Origin of the sequence: Rhodococcus sp. 14-2470-1b (assembly GCF_002259415.1) — a bacterium.
In the GTDB taxonomy this organism is placed as follows: domain Bacteria; phylum Actinomycetota; class Actinomycetes; order Mycobacteriales; family Mycobacteriaceae; genus Rhodococcoides.
In genome coordinates, this window is sequence record NZ_NPFY01000011.1 from 205,859 (window position 1) to 227,474 (window position 21,616).

Here is a 21,616-nt window from a genome sequence, read left to right on the forward strand (position 1 = left end):
GACGGATCTGCCGACCATGTGCCCCCGGTGTCGAGCGCCTGTTCAGCGCTCGAAGTTCTTGCGGCTCAACGCTCGGTTATCTAGCGCTCGATGATCGCGGTGACGCCCTGACCACCGGCTGCACAGATGGAGATCAGGCCACGGCCCGAGCCCTTCTCCGCGAGCATCTTGGCCAGCGACGCAACGATGCGGCCACCAGTGGCTGCGAACGGATGGCCTGCAGCCAACGACGACCCGTTGACGTTGAGCTTGCTGCGGTCGATGGAACCCAGAGCGCCGTCCAAGCCCAGACGCTCCTTGCAGTACTCGTCGCTCTCGAATGCCTGCAGCGTCGCGAGCACGACGGATGCGAACGCCTCGTGGATCTCGTAGTAGTCGAAGTCCTGAAGCGTAAGCCCGTTGCGAGCCAGAAGACGCGGAATGGCGTAAGTCGGTGCCATCAGCAGTCCGTCCTTGAACGAGCTGTTGCCGTGGATGTAGTCCACCGCAGCGGTCTCGGAGTCCACCAGATGCGCCAGCACCGGAAGGTTGCGCTCCGACGCCCACTCGTCCGTCGACAACAGAGCGGCCGACGCGCCGTCGGTGAGAGGCGTCGAGTTACCTGCCGTCATGGTGGCGTCGCCCAGCTTGTTGCCGAACACTGGCTTGAGGGTCGACAGCTTCTCGACGGTCGAGCCTGGACGCAAGTTGTCGTCGCGGGTAAGCCCGAGGAACGGCGTCACCAGATCGTCGAAGAATCCGCGGTCGTAGGCGGCGGCCATGTTCTTGTGGCTCGCCGCAGCCAACTCGTCCTGATCCTCGCGGCGGACGCCGAACTCCTTGGCCGTGATAGCGGCGTGCTCGCCCATCGACAGTCCGGTACGAGGCTCGCCGTTGCGCGGGATCTCGATACCCAGCATGGACGGACGAACGTTACCGAGCAGCTTGATGCGATCGGTGGTGGTCTTCGCGCGATTGAGCGACAGAAGGAACTCACGGAGCTCGTCGTTGACGCCGATCGGCGCATCCGACGTGGTGTCGACGCCGCCGCCGATGCCCGCATCGATACGTCCCGACGCGATGGCGTCGCCGACCGCGATGATCGACTGCAGCCCGGTGCCGCAGGCCTGCTGGATGTCGAACGCCGGGGTGTACGGACTCAATGCGCTACCGAGCACGACCTCGCGGGTCAGGTTGAAATCACGCGAATGCTTGAGGACGGCACCTGCAGCAACCAGACCGAGCCGCTCACCCTGCAGGCCGAACCGGCTGACCAGCCCGTCGATGGTGGCAGTGAGCATATCCTGGTTGGAAGCCAGGGCGTACTTCTTGTCGGAGCGCGCGAACGGGATGCGGTTGCCACCGACGATTGCGACCGGTCGTAGCTGCTTGCTTGTCACTTTTCGTCTCCAAACATCGTGGAAAAAGACCCTGGTGGAGATTCATCTTACTGGCGAGTAAGTTGGTTGTCGACACCCGGTCGTGCGCTCCCTGCTCCACACGAGGGAGGCGCCAATTCGAAAGGTAGGACAGTGGCAGCCACCAAGGGAGCCCCAGACCTTTACTCCACGTTCCTGGCGTCCGCGCCCGGAGCCTTCATCGCCAAGCAAGCAGGTCTGCCGCAGCCCGAGAAGCTGCGCCGCTACAAGGCGGGGGAACCGCCACTTGCCGGGCCTGTGCTCATCGGCGGAAGCGGCCGACTCGTCGAGCCGCTGCGCGAACTGCTGTCGGACTACCCCCAGGCGCAGGCACACGACACCAAGTACGGCGCCCTGGTCTTCGACGCCACCGGCATCGGCAACGTCTCCGAGCTCGAACAGCTGTTCCAGTTCTTCCAGCCTGTCATCCGCAACCTCGCGCCGTCCGCACGCGTCGTCGTCATCGGCACGACGCCGGAAGAGACCGCGAGCGTCGACGAGCACGTCGCCCAGCGAGCACTCGAAGGATTCACCCGCAGTGTGGGCAAAGAGGTCAAGCGCGGCGCGACGGCTCAGCTCGTCTACATCTCCCCGAAAGCATCGACCGGGCTGTCCGGCCTCGAATCCACACTTCGCTTCCTGCTGTCGGCAAAGTCCGCATTCGTCGACGGCCAGGTCATCGCCGTAGGTGACGCCGACTCCGAGGCACCCGCATCCTGGGACAAGCCCCTCGCAGGCAAGGTAGCGGTCGTCACCGGCGCAGCCCGCGGCATCGGTGCCACCATCGCCGAGGTTCTCTCGCGCGACGGCGCCACCGTCATCGCAGCCGACATCCCCGCCGCCGGTGAGGCACTGTCCGAGACCGCGAACAAGGTCGGCGGCACCTCCCTCGCCCTCGACGTGACGGCGCCCGACGCCGGCGAGGTCCTCTCCAAGCACCTGCTCGAACGCCACGGCGGCGCGGACATCATCGTCCACAACGCAGGCATCACCCGCGACAAGACGCTCGCCAACATGGACGACAGCCGCTGGAACTCGGTCATCGGCGTCAACCTGGCTGCGCCGCAGCGCATCACCGACCAACTCGTGGCATCAGGAGCACTCAAGGAAGGCGGACGCGTCGTCGACGTCTCCTCCATCGCAGGAATTGCAGGCAACCGCGGCCAGACCAACTACGGCACGTCCAAGGCAGGCGTCATCGGCCTCGTGCACGCCTCGGCGCCGGTTCTCGCGAAGAAGAACATCACCATCAACGCCGTCGCACCCGGATTCATCGAGACCGCGATGACGGCCGCGATTCCGTTCGCGACACGCGAGGCAGGCCGACGCATGAGCTCGCTGTTGCAGGGCGGCCAGACCGTCGACGTCGCAGAGCTGGTGTCCTACTTCGCCTCTCCCGCATCCAACGCCGTCACCGGACAGATCGTCCGAGTCTGCGGCCAGAGCCTTCTCGGCGCATGAGCGTCGTCCAGCTCACGGAGCAGCCGAAGACGTCGGAGATCTACACTTCCGCCGCGCTCGGAGCCCTGCCGTTCCTCGGCTCGAAGTCCACCACGGCACCGTCGACGGTGTACGAACTCCGCGGACTTCGCGTCGACCCCGACAACCTGGCCGCGTACAGCCGGGCCACCGGTCTGCGGTTCGGTGACACTCTGCCGGTCACGTATCCGTTCACGCTCGTCTTCCCGACGGTCATGAAACTGATGGTGTCCAAGGCATTTCCGTTCGCCGCCATCGGATCGGTACACGCCGAGAACGTCATCGAGCAATACCGGGCCATCTCGTCGTCGGAACCACTCGACATCAGGGTGCACGCAGAGAACCTGCGCGAACACCGCAAGGGCCTGCTGATCGACGTGATCAGCGAAGTCAGCGTCGGACGCGAGCTCGTCTGGAAGCAGACCTCGAGCTTCCTGAGCCTGCAGAAGACCTCCCTCTCCGGCGGTCCTCGTGAAGCTCCACCCGCCGACGAGGTCCCGCCGCCCCCGACGCGCACACTGCGAGTGGATCAGAAGACCATCAGCAAGTACGCGGCCGTCTCCGGCGACCGCAACCCCATCCACGTGTCATCGTTGGGCGCCAAAGCTTTCGGCTTCCCGCGGACCATTGCACACGGAATGTGGAGCGCAGCAGCGGTACTGCAGGTCATCGAAGGTCGCATCCCTGACAAAGTGACCTACAATGTCCGCTTCGGCAAGCCCATCGTCCTGCCCGCAACGGTCAACCTCTACGCCGAATCCGTCGGCGCCGGCTGGGACCTGTCACTCAAGAACCCCAAGAAGGGTTACCCCCACCTCACCGCAACCCTGCGATAGGTACAGTTCCACCCCCTTCCGGGACCGAACGTACCGTTCGGTCACTTCAAGTGACCGAACGGCACGTTCGCTCCCACAACGAGGGGTGCGCCGACTACTGCGTCGGAGCGGTTTTCTTACCTGCCAGACCGCGCCACGCGAGGTTTTCCAGCAGGTCAGCGGCGGCGTCGACTTCGATTTCCCCGCCGGCGACGCGGTCGGCGACGGCTTCGCCTGCACCGACGAGGGCTACTGCCATGAGGGAGAAGTTCTGATCCGGATCCGGTTCCTTGGTGCTCATCTCGAGCAGACGGGCCGTCAGTTCGATCAGTCTGTCCCGACTGCTCTGGACCTGTGAGGCGAAGGCGCTCTGACCTATCGCCTGCCGGTACAGCACCATCCAGGACTTACGGTTCTCGCCGACGAATCCGAGGAAGCCGAGAAGTGCGCGTCGGAGCTGTTCGCGTGGAGTGAGGGTGGGGTCTGCAGCGGGTGTGAGTGCCTCGACGAATTTGACGCCTTCGCGGTTGATGCACGCCGCGAACAGCTCGTCCTTCGAGCCGTAGTACAAGTACAGCATGGGCTTGGAGATCGCTGCCTTCTTGGCGATCGCATCCATGGAGGTCTCGTGAAACCCGTTGTCGGAGAACACGTCGACTGCCGCGTCGAGCATCTGCTGCTCACGTACGGCGCGCGGCAGTCGCTTGGTGCCACCAGCCATGAGTCCTCCAAACCGATATCGAACTCATGACCTTACTCCACGGTAAGGAGGCCTGCGTCACTACTGTGCCTGCCCGATGAATGCCGCGGCGCCGGAACCATCCAGCAGGCACCCGGATAGTTCTAACAGACGCCCTTGAAGCGAGCGACCGTCGCTGCGGACTCGTCGACCTGCGCTGCATCGAGGCGTCCCGTCGCGACGGCGTCCTCCAGATTGTCGAGTACCTGCGGAACGTCGTCGGTGGTGAGCCACAGAGCGACATCCGCGCCTGCGACGAGAGCTGCTTCGACGGCCGCGACGATGCCCAGCCGGTCGGTGATGGCCGCCATGCCGCTGAGGTCGTCGGTGAAGATCGGGCCGGTGAAAGGCGCCGCGCCGTACCCGACTCCGTCGCGCAGCAGCGACATCGCCGCTGGGCTGATGCTGGCAGGTTCACCCGGCTCGGTCAGGCCCGGTACATCGAGGTGACCCACCATCACGCCGACACCACCGGTGGACAGTTGCGCGAACGGGATCAGATCCGACTGGATCAATTCCTCCAGCGGGGGCGTCGTCACCGCACCGGTGTGCGAATCTCCGGACGCGGAACCATGTCCGGGGAAGTGCTTGATGACGGGCTGAACGCCGGCGTCGCGCAAGCCCTGCGCGTAGGCACCGGCGTACGCGACGACCTGAATCGGGTCCGCGGAGTACGAACGGTCGCCGATCACCGAATCGTTCGGTTGGCTGCTGACGTCGACGACCGGCGCGTAGTCGACGGTGATCCCGAGGTCTCGCAAACCACGGCCGCGTTCGAGGGCCATGCGGTACGTGGCGTCGACGGACATCGTCAATGCCGTCCGGCGTGCCGACGGGTCCTCGCCCAGCAGATCCGCGACGCGGGACACTCGCCCGCCTTCCTCGTCGATGGTGACCATCGGAGGCACTGCTGCTGCGGCATCGATCTGCGGAACCTCGCGATTGGCGAGCGTCGCCGTATCCGTCCAGCTTCCGATGAAGATCCCGCCCACTTGTTCCCGAGCCATGATGTCGACGGCATCGGCCGTCCCGGTGACGCCGACGGTCAGCAGCTGGGCCAATCGCTGACGCTCGCTCAGCGTTTCGACGAAGGCCTCGCAGGAATTCACCGGAGCGTCGGTGGTGGGGGGAAGGGTGGTCGTGGTGGTCGTAGTCGGCGGCAATGCGGACTCCGTAGCCGCAGGAACCGGGTCACCGGACGAACACGAGGCCGTGAATCCGACCCCGATCACCACTGCAGCGACCGCGACGGGCGATCGGAATTTCCTCATGCCCCGACCGTAGCGGAGTGGTCCCACACAGCTGTACGCGCGCAGTAACCTAGGGACAAAAGCGACACGAGGAGGGACTACGAGATGCCCGCAGACCTGATTCTCATTGCCTACGACGGCTCCGACAACGCCAAGCGTGCCATCGAGTACGCCGGCCGATTCCTGACGACGACGAGGGCGATCGTCGTCACCGCATGGGAACCGATGGTGCGCCAAGCAGCGCGAATGTCCGGACTGTCCGGGGTCATGCAACCCGAGTGGGTTCCCGACGACGAGGCCGAGGATGTGGCGCTCACCGACGCGAAGGTGACCAACGACGAGGGCGTTCGCCTCGCCCAGCAGGCCGGCCTTCAGGTCGAGGGCCACTGCACGGAATGCACGACGGCGATCTGGAGCGCCATCGTGGAGAAGGCCGACGATCTCGACGTGGACATCATCGTCACCGGCACTCGCGGCACGACGGGGTTGCGTTCGCTTCTCCAGAGCTCGGTCGCGGACCATGTGCTGCGCCACAGTCACCGGCCTGTCCTGATCGTGCCGCCTGGAAAGTAGACGCGCGTGCGCTCCGGCTATCGGGCCTGCGGGTGATAGCGTGAGCCGCGCACGCGTGCCAGTCGACGAAAGTGGAGAACCGAGATGAAGTTCGCTGTCCCGGGAGTTGTTGCTGCGGTAGTCGGCGCTGTGCTCGGTGCCGGGGTGGTATTCGGAGTAACTGCTGCGGCGGCCGACAACACACGTCCCGAGATCGATCGCTCCGGCAATGCTGATTCGTCCCTGCTGAACCAGGTTGAGTACGGCAGCCGCTGACGCACCTGCTCCGATCTCTTCCGAACCACTCGGTCGTAGGTGGTTGCTCGGCGTCTCCGCACTGGCGTTTCTCCTCGCTTTTCTGCAGGTTCCCGGTTACACCGTTGCCGATACCAAGTACGACCTGACGCAGAATCCCCTCGGATTCCTCGCACGCGCGTCGCATCAGTGGACGTCGCAAGCTCCCCTCGGCCAAGTACAGAACCAGGCGTACGGCTACTTCTTCCCACACGGCGCGTTCTTCGCGCTCGGTGACATCGCGTCGATTCCCCCATGGATCACCCAGCGCATCTGGTGGGCGCTACTTCTGATCGCCGGGTTCTGGGGAATCGTCCGTCTCGCCGAAGCACTGGGAGTCGGCAGCCGCAGTTCGCGGATCATCGCCGCCACCGCGTTCGCCCTGTCCCCGAGAGTCATCACGACGCTGGCGTCGATCTCGTCGGAATCCATGCCGATGATGTTGGCGCCATGGGTACTGATTCCCATCGTTCGAGCATTCCGCAGCAACACTTCCACCCGCACACTCGCCGCGCAGTCGGCGTTGGCCGTGGCGTTGATGGGAGCCGTCAACGCCGTCGCGACCGCAGCCGCCTGTCTCGTCGGCGTGATCTGGATTCTCTGCCACAGACCCAACCGACTGTGGATCGTCTTCAGTGCGTGGTGGGCCGGCTTCCTGGCCCTCGCGACCCTGTGGTGGATCGTTCCGCTCCTTCTGCTCGGCGCCGTCAGCCCGCCGTTCCTGGACTACATCGAGTCCTCGGGGACGACGACCCAGTGGGCCTCACTGATCGAGATCCTCCGCGGGACGAGCAGCTGGACACCGTTCGTCTCGCCCGAGCGCGTCGCCGGAGCGGTGCTCGTCACGCAACCGGCCGCGGTCGTCGCGACGGGAGTCGTCGCCGCAGCCGGTGTCGTCGGTCTCGCGATGCGGTCGATGCCCGCCCGTGGCCGCCTGACCGTCATGCTGTTCGTCGGAATCCTCGGTCTCACAGCCGGATACGTCGGTGGACTCGGCTCTCCGATCGCCGACACCGTCCGCGTGTTCCTCGATTCCGGTGGCGCGCCGCTCCGCAACGTTCACAAACTCGAACCGCTCGTCCGCATTCCGTTGGTCCTCGGACTTGCTCACCTCTTGGCGAAGATCCCGCTCCCCGGTGCCGTACCGGCACGCACGTGGCGGACGGCCATCGCACACCCGGAGAAGGACAAGATGGTGGCCGTGGCCGGTCTGGTGCTCGTCGCGCTGACGTTCTCGACGTCGCTCGCGTGGACCGGCAAGCTAGCACCTCGCGGGGCGTACCAATCCATTCCGCAGTACTGGCACGACGCCGCGGACTGGCTCACCGCCCACGCGTCGGGCAGCTCACCCGACGGCTCCGATGCCGAGCGCGCGCTCGTCGTTCCGGGTGCTCCCTTCGCGATTCAGACGTGGGGACTCACTCGCGACGAACCCCTCCAGGCCCTCGCGACGACGCCGTGGGCCGTCCGCGACTCGGTACCACTGACTCCGCCGGGCGCAATCCGTGCCCTCGACTCCGTTCAACGATTGATCGCCGACGGCCGATCCTCGGTCGGCTTGGCCGACACCCTCGTCGGGCAGGGCATTCACTACGTGGTCGTCCGCAACGATCTCGATCCCGAGACGTCACGTTCCGCTCGCCCCGTCCAGGTCCACGCCGCACTCGACGGCTCTCCCGGTCTCGAGAAGGTCGCGGAGTTCGGCGAGGACATCTCGCCGGGAACGGTCGACGGCATCACGGTCGACGGCGACATGCGGCCGCCGTATCCGGCTGTCGAGATCTATTCGGTGAAGCTGCAGGAGCCAAGCTCGAAGGAATCCGAGGTTTCGGGGCCCTACACCGTCGATCTGGACCGTGTCCCGTTCGTGCAAGGCGGGCCGGAATCCGTTCAGCGACTGAACGAACAGCGCCGATCCGGTGTCCCCGATCCAGTGCCTGCAGGCCCGGTCATCCTTGCGTCCGACGCTACCGCCGCAGGCCTGGACGTCGATTCGGTCACCGTCACCGATACTCCGATGAACAGGGAGACGGACTTCGGGCAGGTCGACAACCACAATTCGGCGCTGAGAACCGCCGACGATCCTCGTCGCTCGTTGAACGAAGTCGCGGACTATCCCGTCGTGGGCGCGGACACCGTCGACGGGGAATGGGAGGGTGCGAGCATCACCGCGTCGAGTTCCGCGTCGGATTCGACTCAGATCGGCGGCACCAAACCGGGAAGTGGGGTCGCGGCGGTCGTCGACGGCGATCTCGCGACGAGCTGGGTCAGCAACGGCATCGAAAGCGCTGTGGGACAGTGGCTTCAACTCGACTTCGACGAGCCCATCTCCGGCGGACTCCTGCATCTGCGTACCAGCCCGGGGACCATCGGCGACCCGGTGAAGTGGCTCGAGATCACCACGCCGGGCGGTAGTACCGCGGCACGAGTCGACACTGCGGGCGAGCCCATGACCGTCTCGCTCCCCGGCGGGTCGACACCGTGGGTGCGCATCACGGCGAAATCGACCGTGGACGGCACCCGGGGAAGTCAATTCGGAATCAGCGAACTGTCGGTGGAGGACTACTCGGACCGCGACAATCCGCACCCTGTGTCGATCGTGCATCGTGCCGTGCTGCCGGGCGTCACCCCCGGAGCGGACGTCACGGCTTGGGAGCTCGGCCAGGAGTTCCCCGGCAGGCCGGCCTGCCTGGACACCGAGGACCGAATCCGGTGCAGCAGTGGACTGTCCGCCGCACCCGAAGAACTCGGAAGGTTCTCGCGCACCCTGTCGGTGCCTACCGGAACCGCGGTGCTGCCGGAGTTGACTCTGCGCACCCGGCAGAGCCCCGAACTGGAAGCACTGCTGGCGCAACCGGGACGACCCGTGGCCACGGGCGCATCCGACGTCGGCGACCTCCAAGGATCCGCCTTCGCGGCCACCGACGGCGACGATCGAACATCCTGGACCGCGCCCGAGAAAAGCATCGAGCAGCGGGCCGGAACGCAGCCGACACTGACGATCGACCTGCCCGCGCCGACGCTGGTGGACGGCCTCACCCTGACCCCGAGCCTCGGCGACCTTCCCGCGCACCCGACGACCGTCGCCGTGAACCTCGGCGGGGGACCGCAGGTGCGCGAGGTGGATCCCGACGGTCCGACGACCATCGATCTAGCGCCACGGGTGACGGATCGGATCGTGCTCTCCATCGTCGACTGGGACGACCGACTGGACAAGAACTCCCTCGGCTTCGTCCTGCCACAACCGCCCGGTCTCGCCGACGTCGCCGTGCTGTCGGGCGGCAGCGACATCGGCGCCGCACCCGACGCCGCCGATGACCGCACGATCACGGTCGCCTGCGACGTCGGGCCGATCATGTCCATTGCGGGCCAGACCATCCGGGCGTCGGTGACGGCGACGGCGCGGCAATTCCTGTCGGGCGAACCACTGCAGGCGACCATCTGCGAGGGTCCCTTCCCGGTTCCCAACGAGACGCTCAACCCGATACCCCTGCCGGAAGGGAGACAGGACGTCGTCGTCGACCCAGGTGCAGCCTTCGTCGTCGACGGGGTGCGACTCCGCACGATGCCCGTCCCCGCCGTCAGCGCAACGAGCTCGTATCCTCGAACCGCGGAGACGACAGCGTGGAACGCCGACCACCGAGAAGTGACCGTTCGTGAATCGGACGTCGATCAACTGCTCGTGGTACCGGAGAGCAGCAACACCGGCTGGCACGCAACCGCAGCATCCGCGGGCTCCACTCCCGCCCAACCCGGTCATTCCGCAGGCTCCACTCCCGCTTCAGAACTGCAGGCTGTCACCGTCAACGGCTGGCAGCAAGGCTGGATCGTGCCGGCCGGGACATCGGGAACGGTGACGCTCGAATACCCGTCGGACAAGTGGTACCGACTCGGAATCTTCGGCGGATTGCTCCTGCTGATCCCGTTGGCGTTCTTCGCTTTTCGTCGAAGCCGCGTCACGCAGGACTCAGCACCACAGCCCTGGCGCAGCGCGGTGCTCGGCTGGGTCGGACTGACCGCGGCCGTCGCCGTGATCTCCGGACCGGGCGGAGTTGCCGTCGTCGCCGCAACCGCGGCCGTGGCAGTGGCTGTCGGCCGACGCTTCGGCCGATCGGTGGAAGCCAGGACGGCGGTGTGGGTCGCCGGAATCGGAACACTCTTGGCGACAGCCCTGCTGTCGAAGGGCCCGTGGCGATCCCCCGACGGCTACATCGGCCACTCGTCACTGATTCAACTCGCCGCGTTGATCGCACTCGTCGCCGTGGCAGTGAGTGCTCTGCGGGCTCGCCAATAACCGGCGGTCACGTCACCGGCGCCGAAGCCACACGCGCATCGGTTCTTCGATCAGCGCGTAGCTCGCGGCGGCGACAGGGATCGACAACGCGACGGTCACGACCAGAACCAGCAGGAAGTGTCCGCTGAAGGGGATGATCCCGAACACGGGAAAGACCATCGCCAGGATCACCAGATGCCAGATGAAGATGCCGTAGGACCAACGTCCCAGAGCAAGAGTCACCGGGTGCTCGAGGACGCGTCGGGGTCCGTCGGCCAGGACGAGAGGCGCCAACAACGCGAACGCGAGGAGTGCACCGAGCACGATCTTGACCTCGAATTGCCACGGTTCGGGACGCACCAGCCCTTCCGGCCCGGCGATCGGCGTCACCGACAGGGCGAACGCCACCAGGGCGATCGCGGCCATCAGCAGTCGGCGACTCGCCAGACGGTGCAACCACGTTCGTGGGCTGGTCGTGTACTCGGCCAGGAGCATTCCGGCCGCGAACCACGGGAAGTATCCCGGCAACCAGTTGTCGTGGTGAATCGCTTCCGGCGTGGACACGGGGACGAACGCCCAGCAGAGACTGATCGCGGCGACGGTTGCAACGACGGGGATACGGAATCGCGCCCGATCACCCCGTAAGCCCGCCAGAGCCAGACCCAGGAACGGCAACAACAGATAGAAGGCGACTTCCACCGACAGAGACCACATCTGAGTCATGCCCTCGGTGAGAGTCAGAGGCACGAAAACCTGCGTCAGCGACAGGTTCGCCGCCCACACACGCCAACTGCTCCCCGTGTTGGGCAGGAACAGCAGAACCAGCGTCACCACGACCCAGTACGCCGGAAGGATGCGCACGGCGCGCGACCACAGATAACGTCCGATCGGCTGAGCACGACCCATCCCCCTCGCCTGGGCGGCGTGCGGGCGCCACAGCAGAAAGCCGGACAGGGCGAAGAACAATGCCACCGCGAGGTCGAACCGGCCCCAGATTCGGCCCATGACCGGCGAATTCGCTGCACCTGTCTGAAAGGCCACGTGGGTGACGATGATGCCGATCGACGCGAACGCGCGCATTCCCTCGAGCGACGGGATGAATCCGTGCAGCGGCGCGACGGATTTCGGCAGCGATTCAGTGGACGTAGTCATGGCACGACCAGTCAAACACTCCGCACCGTCCACTTGTGAAACTCCACGGTCGTCGGGCGTGCCCGCGACTGTACGACGTGATGACTGTTACTGTCACCAGCGACGTGGCGATACCAATCGGACACTCCAGGAACGGGCGTTTCCTACCCTGACCTGTCGGGGGTGGAAGCAGCGGCGCGCCAAGGAAATAAGACTAAGGAGATTCTCACATGGCGGAGCGCTCAGGGCCGAGCCGGATTCTTGCCCTCGTACTCGTCGGATTGGGTGCATTCCTGCTGGTAGCAGCGATCCTGATCCCGACGTACACCGTGCCCCGCCTGGAGAAGACACCGCTGGATCTCGAGGTCACGACGGTATCGACCGGCACCGGAAGCGTTCTCAACGCTGCATCACTGGCCGCGGGCCGCGCCGAGGTGGACGAGAACGTGAACCTGGTGTCGCAGCGTTTCGTCACCACCGAGGAGCCGTCGAACGCCGACGACATCACCGTGCAGGCCGGGCAGACGCTGCGCCGCACCGACAAGCAGGGCGACACCGGGCTGCTCACCGCCAGCGTCGACCGTGTGACGCTCGATCGTGTCTCGTCCGAGCCCGTCGAGAACCCCGTCGGCACCATCCAGGTCCAAGGCGACAAGCCGGCCGAGGAAGTTCCGCACACCGGCCTGCAGTACAAGTTCCCGTTCAACGCGGAGCAGAAGGCGTACCCGTTCTTCGACATCAACGCCCGCGCGTCTCAGGACATCGACTTCGTCGAAGAGACCGAGATCAACGGCACGCCGGTCTACAAGTACGAGCAGACCGTCGGCCCGGTCGATCTGTCCGGCGTCGTCAACATCCCGACCAACAAGGTCACCCTTCCCGCCGACACGTGGGGCGTCGAGGGCGGCGAAGCTCCCGTCACCATGACGCGCTGGTACGAGAACACGCGAACGGTGTGGGTCGAGCCCAAGACCGGCGTCATCGTCGACGGTGAAGAGCAGATCCACCAGTACTACTCGCGCACCGCGGGCCAGCCCGAGGTGGACGTGCTCAACGCACCGATCAAGTTCGACGAGAACACCGTCGAATACCAGATCCAGCGCGCCAAGGACGGCCAGGACCAGCTCTCGACGTTCGGACGTACCGTGCCGATCATCGCCGGAATCCTCGGCGTCATCGCATTGATCGCAGGTATCGTGCTCGGACTCCGCGGTGGGAACGGCCCGCGTCGTCCCGTGCGTACCGGCGGACCGCAGCAGGGCGGAGGCGGCGGCGCAGCACCGGCAGCTCCGCAGAACCGCGACTGGACGACCGATCGGACCGAGGTCATTCCGAGGACCAACCTCTCCAAGGAGTAGCACCTCCACGAACAACAACGGCGCGGCCCATTAGGGTCGCGCCGTTGTTCGTTTCCGGGCAGGGTGGCCGGCCCCAGTTGCACACAGAACGCTGCTGCAGGGCCGGATGCGCCGTCGAGGCGGACTGCGGTGGCGGACTACAGTGGCGGACTGCGGTGGCGGACTGCGGTGGCGGACTGCGGTGCACTCAGGAACGTAGGGCTGCCACGCACACCGCGAGTGCGGTTGCAGCGGCCACGGACACTGCGACCACGACGAACTGCAACACCGTGGACGCGCACAGCGTCAACAAGACGACCTCGGCGGCCAGCCCGAGCCACGCCAGGATCGCAAGGGTCGTGCGTTCGCCTGCAATAGCCCAGAGCAACGCGCTCTGGAGCACCGCGAGGCAGGCCCCCTGCAACGCGAAGATCCACAGGTATCCCTGAACGGCCGCGTAATCCTCACCCACGATCAGCGGGATCAGTCCCGCGGCGACGGCCGCCCCGACGATCAGAACCGCACCGATTCCCGCGACGACGGACAGTGCCGATCGCAGCGCCGACGCCGAGTGTGCAGGGTTGGCCATGCGCGGATACAGCACTACCCCTACTGCCTGCGGAAGCCAGAACGCTGCCTTCGTGGCGACGGCGCCGAGGGCGTAGATGCCTGCGTCGGCTTCGGTCAGCAGTGCGCGCGCGAGGAGCAGATCCACCGACGACAGCAGAATCAGCACCAACTGAACCTGCGAGGCCCGCAGCACGGTGGCGACACCGATGCGCACGTCACCGGTGAGCAGGCCGCCGGACACGGATGGCTCTCGGTTCGCCAGCCGCGCGCCGAGGGCGACCAGTCCTGTGCCGGCGGCACTGACCGCGAGCACGGTGCCGGGACCCGCGCCGAGGAACAGCGCCACGACGGCGGGAACGACCTTGCCGAAGCCCGCGGATGCCAGCACGATACTCAATCGGCCGAACCGCGCGGTGCCCTGCAGCAGCCCTTGTTCGGTCGCGAGTAACACGAGCAGCGGGGCGACTACCAGCGCCGATGTCGTCGCCAGAACACTCGTGTCCATCGCGACCGCAACTATCGGTGCCGCGAGGACGGACAGGACGGCGACCACGGCAGCGCAGCGGTATCCGAGGCTTCGGAGCTTGCCGGCGCTTCGACCGCGCACCACTTCCCTGGCGACGACCGACTGCAACGCAAGCGCCGGAACGGCCAGCACCAGCTGGGCGGCGAGAAGGCTCGCGAACTCGCCGTACTTCGCCACACCCAGCAGACGGCTCGCAGGCAGATGCAGTAGATACGACGCAACGTTGGCCGTCATCGATCCGATGGTCACCATCGTCATCCCGGCTACCATCGCTCTGCCTGCGGACCCGGATCCGGAGGCGGAGACAGCGCGAGTCGGCATGCGCCCACGGTATAGGGTGCCGAACATGGCGTCGGGTGGTCGGTGGGCTGCGCGCGGGTACCGGTGGGCGCCGCCGCTCTACAGCGTCGCCCTTGCGTTCGTGGTGCTCGGCCCATTATTCGGCAACGGCTATCTGCTTCTGCGCGACGCCGTCAGCACACCCAGGTCCTACTTCACCGACTCGGCACTCGGTGTCGGCGACGCCGCCGCCCGGGCCGTCCCGCAGGACGCGGTGGTGGCCGCCCTGTCCACGGTGGTCGACGGGGGACTCGTCGTGAAAGCTGCTCTGCTGCTCGCGGTGTGGCTCGCCGGCTGGGGTGCCGCGCAGATGTCGCGGACTGTGCTGCCGTCGGCACCTCTGCCCGCACTGCTGGTGGCGTCGACGGTCGCGATCTGGAATCCCTACGTCGCCGAGCGTCTGCTACAGGGGCATTGGAGTCTTCTGATCGGCTATGCGGCGTTGCCGTGGACGGTCGTCGCCGCTCTCGATCTCAGGCGGACGGGCCGGTGGGGGTGGCTCGCAGTCTGCCTCGCTGTTGCGGGCCTGACGCCGACGGGTGCGCTGCTCGCCGCGTCATGTGCGTGGTTATGCGCATCCAGGCAAACATTTCCGCTCACAGCGGGATTGACAGTGCTCGCGTCGGCGCCCTGGCTCGTCGCGACGGCGGTATCGGGCTCGGGGGCCACCGGTACCGACCCCGCAGGCGTCGCCGCGTTCGCAGCCCGCGCCGAACCCGGACTCGGTACGGTCGGTTCCCTCGCGGGACTCGGCGGCATCTGGAACGCCGACGCCGTCCCCGTCACGCGAACATCGGCGTTCGCTGTCGTGGGCACCGCTCTGTTGCTCGTTGTCGTCGCGCTCGGAGTCAGGCCCCTGTGGCGACGCCGACGCAACCCCGTCGTGACCGCTCTGGGCATTCTGGCCGCGCTCGCGATCGTCGGTCCGGCCCTCGCCGCGACGTCTCCAGGGATTCGCGTCGGCGAATGGGCCGCCACCGAGGTACCGGGCGCCGGACTGCTCCGCGACGCCCAGAAGTGGGTTGCGCTCGCCGTGCCGTTCTACGTTCTCGCCGCGGCGGCGGGTGTCACGTGGGCTGCCGCGAGACTCGGGAACCGCTGGCTTCCCGGAGTCGCAGCGGCGCTGGCCGTGGTGATCACGTTGCCGGACCTCGCGTGGGGCGTCGGAGACCAGGTGAAGCCCGTCGAGTATCCGACGTCGTGGTCGGTGGTCGCCGACGAGTTGGCAGGGGAGGACGGCGACGTAGCCGTGCTGCCCGCAGGTATGTTCCGCCGGTTCCCGTACAGCGGCGACGCCGCCGTTCTCGATCCTGCACCTCGCATGCTGCCGCTGGACGTGCTCCAGACCGGGGAGCTTCTCGTCGCAGGCGGTTCGGTCCGCGGAGAAGGAAGCAGGGCGGAGGCCGTCGAACAGGTTCTTCTGGACGGCGGAACTCCCGACGACTTGGCCGGACTCGGAGTCGGATGGGTGCTCCTCGAACGGACGACGCCCGGCCAGATGGGCAACTCGGTTGCGACGCTGCAGCAGCTGACGGTGGAGTACGAGGACGGCGAGCTCGCGCTGTACCGCGTGCCGGGAGATGTTCGAATCGAACCGACGGACAACCGGGCAGTCGTCGCTGCCCACCTCGCGTGGCTGCTGCTACTGGTGGGCGGCTTCGGCTGGGCGGTCCGCACCCGGAAGTCCGGCCGACACGAGGCCTGACACGTGCGAGCCGCGCATCGACGACGCGAGAACGCTCTGCACACCGCGAGCGGTCTGCACCCACGAGAATTCGAGCGCACGGACCCTGGCCTTCTCCCCCAGATCGGCACGCATGTCGTCGTCGAGCAGTAGCTCGGCGAGAGCGTCCGTCAGCGCGGTGACATCACGATCGGCGCCGTCCGAGCCGACGAGCACACCGGTGACACCGTCGATGATGGAGTCGGTGAGGCCCTTGGAGCTGCGGTACCCCACAGTCGGCACTCCGTGTTGGGCCGCCTCGACCACAGCGAGACCCCAACCTTCCTTCCGTGACGGCATCACGTGTACCCACGACTGTCCGAGAAGTTGGTGTTTACGAACCTCGTCGACGTGGCCGTGGAACGTCACCGCGCTCGCGATGCCGAGCTGCTCGACCCGCTCACGCAGGTTCTCCTCCCACCAACCTCCCCCGATGATGTCCAAGTGCAGTCCGGGGACTCGGAACCGAAGAGCGGCCACCGCAGCCAGTGCGTCCTCGATCTGCTTGTGCGGAACGAGCCGCGACAGCACCGACAGCGACGGGTACGGAGTTCTGGTGTCCACCGGCGTTCCTGCAGGAATCTCGTCCGCGCCGTTGCGCACGACGGCAACTCGCTCGCGATCGACACCGAGGGCAACAAGCTCGTCGGCCGACGGCAAAGACACCGTCAGGTACTGGTTACGACGGTGGATCCGCGGAGAGACCGTGCTTTCCAGCCACCACCCGAGCTTGGCCATCAGGGGTCCGGCGACGGGCCACTGCTCACGGTGACAATGGTGCACCAGCAACGTCACCGGTGCTCCGGACACGATCCGCGAGAAGAAGGGAATGCCGTTCTGGGTGTCGACGACGGCGTCGGGGGCTATTCCGCGAAGCGAACCGAACCCGAGACGCCCCGCGACGATCGACGCCAGCGCCCGCGGATACACACTCAACCGTCCACCGGCACGACTGATACGAATTCCGTCGACGATCTCCTCGGCGGGCGCGCCCGGATACGACGCCGTCCGCAGCGTCACCTTCACTCCCTGCGCAGCCAGCCCGGCCCCGACCTGCTCGAGATACCGCTCGCTGCCGCCGCCCTGGGGATGCCCGGTGTCGCGCCAGCACAGCAGCAGCACCTCGCGCACGCCCGTACCCCCTTCGCGGCCGACACCATCACCCAAACGTCCGAACAGCTGAAACTTCTGGACACCCTAGCCGTTCGTGTGGCCCAGCGGTCGCTCGACATGGACGCTCGCCTAGTGTTCTTGCTCGTGCGTAGGGACCGGGTCACTCGACTGTTCGCGAAACGCGCCACCCTCAGCAGGTCGGTCGGGCTGCTCCGGGACTTCGGGCACGAGCAGACCGCGCCCGACATCTTCTACGGCGCACTCGCCCGTGACTCCGTCGAATTGATCGGCGACCTCTACCGGGGCATGACGGGCGATTCGCTCGACAATCGCGTCGTGCTCGACGTCGGCGGGGGCCCCGGCTACTTCGCGGAGGGCTTCGAACGCAGCGGAGCTCGGTACTTCCCCGTCGAACCCGACGCGTCCGAACTGCACGCTGCAGGCCTGACCGTCCACGGCAGCGTCCGTGGCTCGGGAATGGCACTGCCGTTTCTCACCGACAGCGTCGACATCTGCTTTTCCTCGAACGTCGCCGAGCACGTCCGCGAGCCCTGGATCATGGCAGAGGAAATGCTCCGCGTCACCCGTCCCGGCGGATTGACGGTCCTGTCCTACACACTGTGGCTCAGCCCGTTCGGCGGGCACGAAACACGGCCGTGGCACTACATCGGCGGCGAATACGCGGCCCGGCGATACCTGCGCACACACGGCCACGAGCCGAAGAACAGATTCGGCGAATCACTGTTCGACATCGGAGCAGGCGACGGATTACGTTGGGCTCGAAACACTTCCAGCGGAACCCTCCTCGCGGCGTTCCCCCGGTACCACCCCCGATGGGCGTGGTGGATCATGCGGGTTCCCGGCCTCCGCGAACTCCTCGCCAGCAACCTCGTCCTCGTCTTCCGCGCCGACTGACGCGAGCACCGCCCACCCGGCTCATTCCGCAGGCTCCACTCGCACCGCCCACCCGGCTCATTCCGCAGGCTCCACTCGCGCCGCCCACCCGGCTCATTCCGCAGGCTCCACTCGCGCCGCCCACCCGGCTCATTCCGCAGGCTCCACTCGCGCCGGTACGTTGGAACGATGACAGCGCTGGCACTGGATATCGGGGGAACCAAGATCACCGCGGCCATCGTCGGCGACGACGGAAGGCCGGGGGAACCGCTGACCGTGCCGACCCCACAGTCGGACGTGTGGCGAGCCTGCGAGGAGCTGCTGGACGCGGTGTCCGTCGGCTCGGACGTCGACGCAATCGGGATAGCGTGCTCCGGTCCGGTCGACACCGTCGCGGGCACGGTCGCGCCGATCAACATCCCGGAATGGAAGGACGGCTTCGCCCTGACCGACGCCGTACGGACGCGGTTCGACGGCGCATCGGTCACGCTGGCGATGGACGGTGGGTGTGCTGCGCTCGGCGAACACCGCTTCGGGGCTGCCGTCGGCGTCGACGACGTACTGAGCCTCGTCGTGTCGACCGGAATCGGCGGCGGACTGGTGCTGGGAGGTCGCATCGTGCACGGGCGTAGCGGAAACGCAGGTCACATCGGACACATCGTCGTACCCGGATCGGCGACGCCCTGTACGTGCGGCGGCCTCGGCTGCGTGGAGACGGTGTCCAGCGGGCCGTCGGCGGTCCGGTGGGCCCAGGAACAAGGTTGGACCGGCAGCACAGGCGCTGACCTCGCACAGTCCGCGAGCGACGGGGACATCGTCGCCATCACCACTCTTCAGCGTGCAGGTGTGGCACTGGGTCAGGCGATCGCGTCGACGGCAGCTCTGGTCGACGTGAACCTCGTTGTGATCGGTGGGGGTTTCGCTCAGGCAGGCCCGCCGCTCTGGGATCCCATCCAGGAGTCCGCGGCCCTGCACGCCAAGCTCGAGTTCCTCGACGGCCTCGAAATCGTGCCGGCGAAGCTCGGAGCCGTCGGGACCCTGACGGGCGCAGCGGTGTTGGCGTCCGGTGGCTGAATCGGCTCAGCGGCTGGGAACCTGACACCCTATTTACGAGGCTGGCACCCCTGTTCGCATCGGAACAGGGGTGCCAGGTCTACAAAAAGGGTGCTAGCTACGACACTCAGGCACCCAAGCGCTGCTTGAGCGCGTCGAACTCGTCCTTGATGCCGGTGGGGAGCTTCTCGCCGACGAAGTCGAACCACTCCTCGATCAACGGGATCTCGGCCTTCCACTCGTCGACATTCACCGCGAGCGCCTCAGCGACGTCCTGGGTGGTGGTGTCGAGCCCGGAGATGTCCAGAGCGTCGGCTGTGGGGACGACACCGATGGGCGTTTCGACACCTGCAGCCTTGTGCTCGATGCGCTCCACGATCCACTTCAGGACGCGGGAGTTCTCACCGAATCCTGGCCACAGGAAGCGCTTGTCGTCGCCACGACGGAACCAGTTGACGTAGAACACCTTCGGCAGCTTGGAGTCGTCGGCGTTCTTGCCGAGGTCGATCCAGTGCTGGAAGTAATCGCCCACGTTGTAGCCGAGGAACGGAAGCATGGCCATCGGGTCGCGGCGGATGGTGCCGACCGTGCCTTCGGCGGCGGCCGTCTGCTCGGAGCCGACGGTGGCGCCCATGAAGACACCGTGCTGCCAGTCACGAGCCTCCGTGACCAGCGGAACCGTCGTCTTGCGGCGTCCGCCGAAGAGGATCGCGGAGATCGGGACACCCTTCGGGTCGTCCCACTCGTCGGCCATCGACGGGCACTGAGCCATGGGCACGCAGTAACGCGAGTTCGGATGCGCGGCGAGCGAATCCGAATCAGGCGTCCAGTCGTTGCCCTTCCAGTCGATCAGATGATCCGGCCGGTTCTCCAGGCCTTCCCACCACACGTCACCGTCGTCGGTGAGGCCGACGTTGGTGAAGACGGAGTTGCCCTGGTCGATGGTCTTCATCGCGTTGGGGTTGGAATCCCAGTTGGTTCCCGGTGCAACACCGAAGAAGCCGAACTCCGGGTTGACGGCGTACAGGCGGCCGTCCTCACCGAAGCGCATCCACGCGATGTCGTCGCCGATGGTCTCGGCACGCCACCCCGGAATGGTGGGCTGAATCATCGCGAGGTTGGTCTTGCCGCAGGCCGACGGGAATGCCGCGGCGATGTAGTAAGCCTTGTCCTCCGGCGAGATGAGCTTGAGGATCAGCATGTGCTCGGCGAGCCAGCCCTCGTCGTGCGCCATCGCCGATGCGATGCGCAGCGAGTAGCACTTCTTGCCGAGGAGGGCGTTGCCGCCGTATCCCGAACCGAAGCTCCAGATCTCACGATCCTCGGGGAAGTGAGTGATGTACTTGGTGTCGTTGCACGGCCACGGCACGTCGGCCTCGCCGTCGGCGAGCGGAGCGCCGAGCGAATGCAGAGCCTTGACGAAGAAGCCGTCGGTGCCGAGCTTCTCCAGTACAGCGGCGCCCATGCGGGTCATGACACGCATGGAGACAACGACGTACTCCGAGTCGGTGATCTCGACGCCCAGCTTGGGGTCGTCGGCGCCGAGCGGTCCCATGCAGAACGGAACGACGTACATGGTGCGGCCGCGCATGGAGCCGCGGTACAGGTCGGTCATCAGAGAACGCATCTCCGACGGGTCCATCCAGTTGTTCGTCGGACCTGCGTCGATCTCACGCTCGGAACAGATGTAGGTGCGTGACTCGACGCGAGCGACGTCCGACGGGTCCGAGTTGCCGAGGAACGAGTTGGGCTTCTTCTCGTCGTTGAGACGCGTGAAGGTGCCGGCGTTCACCAGCTGGGTGGTCAGACGCTCCCACTCCTCGTCGGATCCGTCAGCGAAGACCACGCGATCCGGCTCGGTGAGTTCCGCCACCTGCTGCACCCACGCAAGGAGTTCCTTGTGCTGGGTGGGAGGCGCGGCGTCAGTGCCGTTCAAACCGGGAATGGTCGCTGAGGTCATCTAACTCTCCTGGGGTGAGCCGGAACCAGATTCTGATGTCTGCTCGCACACAGGTCAGTTCAGCGAGGCAGACGCAGATCCGATCTTCCCCTCTCGGTGGGGAACTGCCCGATCGCACGATCTGCGTATACCGCATCATAGCGGCAACGTCAAACCGAGGACACGGGCGCC

16 protein-coding genes are annotated in these 21,616 nt (G+C 66.3%); 9 read left to right on the plus strand and 7 right to left on the minus strand.

Translation table 11 applies throughout. The features are described from left to right. Positions 1 to 80: 80 nt before the first annotated feature. Entirely contained in the window at positions 81 to 1,379 is a 1,299-nt protein-coding gene (locus CH293_RS08055; protein WP_020110485.1) for an acetyl-CoA C-acetyltransferase, read from the minus strand. Between the two features lie 132 nt (positions 1,380 to 1,511). Between CH293_RS08055 and CH293_RS08060 the strand changes: the two genes are divergently transcribed. Together CH293_RS08060 and CH293_RS08065 are read left to right on the plus strand one after the other, a co-directional pair. Continuing rightward, positions 1,512 to 2,858: a 3-oxoacyl-ACP reductase gene (locus CH293_RS08060; RefSeq protein ID WP_094719913.1), complete on the plus strand. Its 1,347-nt coding sequence runs from the start codon at positions 1,512 to 1,514 to the stop codon at positions 2,856 to 2,858. Next, on the plus strand, positions 2,855 to 3,712 hold the full coding sequence (locus tag CH293_RS08065) for a MaoC/PaaZ C-terminal domain-containing protein (protein ID WP_037112005.1): 858 nt from the start codon (positions 2,855 to 2,857) through the stop codon (positions 3,710 to 3,712). The genes CH293_RS08060 and CH293_RS08065 overlap by 4 nt, the downstream gene beginning before the upstream one ends. Before the next feature lie 94 nt (positions 3,713 to 3,806). Here CH293_RS08065 and CH293_RS08070 read toward each other — a convergent pair whose 3' ends face one another. After that, positions 3,807 to 4,412, minus strand: coding sequence for a TetR/AcrR family transcriptional regulator (locus CH293_RS08070; protein ID WP_037112007.1), 606 nt, complete (start codon positions 4,410 to 4,412; stop codon positions 3,807 to 3,809). A gap of 122 nt (positions 4,413 to 4,534) precedes the next feature. Further along, the gene (locus tag CH293_RS08075) at positions 4,535 to 5,701 is read right to left on the minus strand and encodes a glycoside hydrolase family 3 N-terminal domain-containing protein (protein ID WP_094719914.1); all 1,167 of its coding nucleotides are present in this window, start codon (positions 5,699 to 5,701) and stop codon (positions 4,535 to 4,537) included. A gap of 84 nt (positions 5,702 to 5,785) precedes the next feature. Here CH293_RS08075 and CH293_RS08080 point away from each other — a divergent pair, with 84 nt between their 5' ends. From CH293_RS08080 to CH293_RS08090, 3 genes are all read left to right on the plus strand, one after another. Further along, entirely contained in the window at positions 5,786 to 6,253 is a 468-nt protein-coding gene (locus tag CH293_RS08080; protein ID WP_037112011.1) for a universal stress protein, read from the plus strand. Between the two features lie 84 nt (positions 6,254 to 6,337). After that, on the plus strand, positions 6,338 to 6,508 hold the full coding sequence (locus CH293_RS08085; protein ID WP_019665569.1) for a DUF2613 domain-containing protein: 171 nt from the start codon (positions 6,338 to 6,340) through the stop codon (positions 6,506 to 6,508). Further along, positions 6,489 to 10,820, plus strand: coding sequence for an alpha-(1->3)-arabinofuranosyltransferase (locus CH293_RS08090; RefSeq protein ID WP_217900748.1), 4,332 nt, complete (start codon positions 6,489 to 6,491; stop codon positions 10,818 to 10,820). The genes CH293_RS08085 and CH293_RS08090 overlap by 20 nt, the downstream gene beginning before the upstream one ends. Before the next feature lie 12 nt (positions 10,821 to 10,832). Here the strand turns inward: CH293_RS08090 and CH293_RS08095 are convergent, their stop codons facing one another. After that, positions 10,833 to 11,951 (minus strand): acyltransferase, encoded by a 1,119-nt coding sequence (locus CH293_RS08095; RefSeq protein WP_094720086.1) that lies wholly within the window; start codon positions 11,949 to 11,951, stop codon positions 10,833 to 10,835. Positions 11,952 to 12,160: 209 nt separating this feature from the next. Here CH293_RS08095 and CH293_RS08100 point away from each other — a divergent pair, with 209 nt between their 5' ends. Further along, the gene (locus CH293_RS08100; RefSeq protein WP_037112013.1) at positions 12,161 to 13,288 is read left to right on the plus strand and encodes a DUF3068 domain-containing protein; all 1,128 of its coding nucleotides are present in this window, start codon (positions 12,161 to 12,163) and stop codon (positions 13,286 to 13,288) included. 187 nt (positions 13,289 to 13,475) lie between these two features. Here CH293_RS08100 and CH293_RS08105 read toward each other — a convergent pair whose 3' ends face one another. Further along, entirely contained in the window at positions 13,476 to 14,633 is a 1,158-nt protein-coding gene (locus tag CH293_RS08105; RefSeq protein ID WP_176459958.1) for a polysaccharide biosynthesis protein, read from the minus strand. A gap of 76 nt (positions 14,634 to 14,709) precedes the next feature. On the opposite strand from CH293_RS08105, the gene CH293_RS08110 reads away from it, so the two are divergent. After that, positions 14,710 to 16,407, plus strand: a complete 1,698-nt coding sequence (locus CH293_RS08110) for a hypothetical protein (protein WP_255122760.1) — start codon at positions 14,710 to 14,712, stop codon at positions 16,405 to 16,407. On the opposite strand, the gene CH293_RS08115 is transcribed toward CH293_RS08110, so the two are convergent. Then, positions 16,345 to 17,556, minus strand: a complete 1,212-nt coding sequence (locus CH293_RS08115; protein WP_094719918.1) for a glycosyltransferase family 4 protein — start codon at positions 17,554 to 17,556, stop codon at positions 16,345 to 16,347. The genes CH293_RS08110 and CH293_RS08115 overlap by 63 nt on opposite strands. A gap of 99 nt (positions 17,557 to 17,655) precedes the next feature. Between CH293_RS08115 and CH293_RS08120 the strand changes: the two genes are divergently transcribed. Further along, on the plus strand, positions 17,656 to 18,453 hold the full coding sequence (locus CH293_RS08120) for a class I SAM-dependent methyltransferase (RefSeq protein ID WP_176459944.1): 798 nt from the start codon (positions 17,656 to 17,658) through the stop codon (positions 18,451 to 18,453). Between the two features lie 168 nt (positions 18,454 to 18,621). After that, positions 18,622 to 19,506: an ROK family protein gene (locus CH293_RS08125; RefSeq protein WP_094719919.1), complete on the plus strand. Its 885-nt coding sequence runs from the start codon at positions 18,622 to 18,624 to the stop codon at positions 19,504 to 19,506. A gap of 106 nt (positions 19,507 to 19,612) precedes the next feature. Here CH293_RS08125 and CH293_RS08130 read toward each other — a convergent pair whose 3' ends face one another. Next, positions 19,613 to 21,445, minus strand: a complete 1,833-nt coding sequence (locus CH293_RS08130; protein WP_037112026.1) for a phosphoenolpyruvate carboxykinase (GTP) — start codon at positions 21,443 to 21,445, stop codon at positions 19,613 to 19,615. Positions 21,446 to 21,616 lie beyond the last annotated feature (171 nt).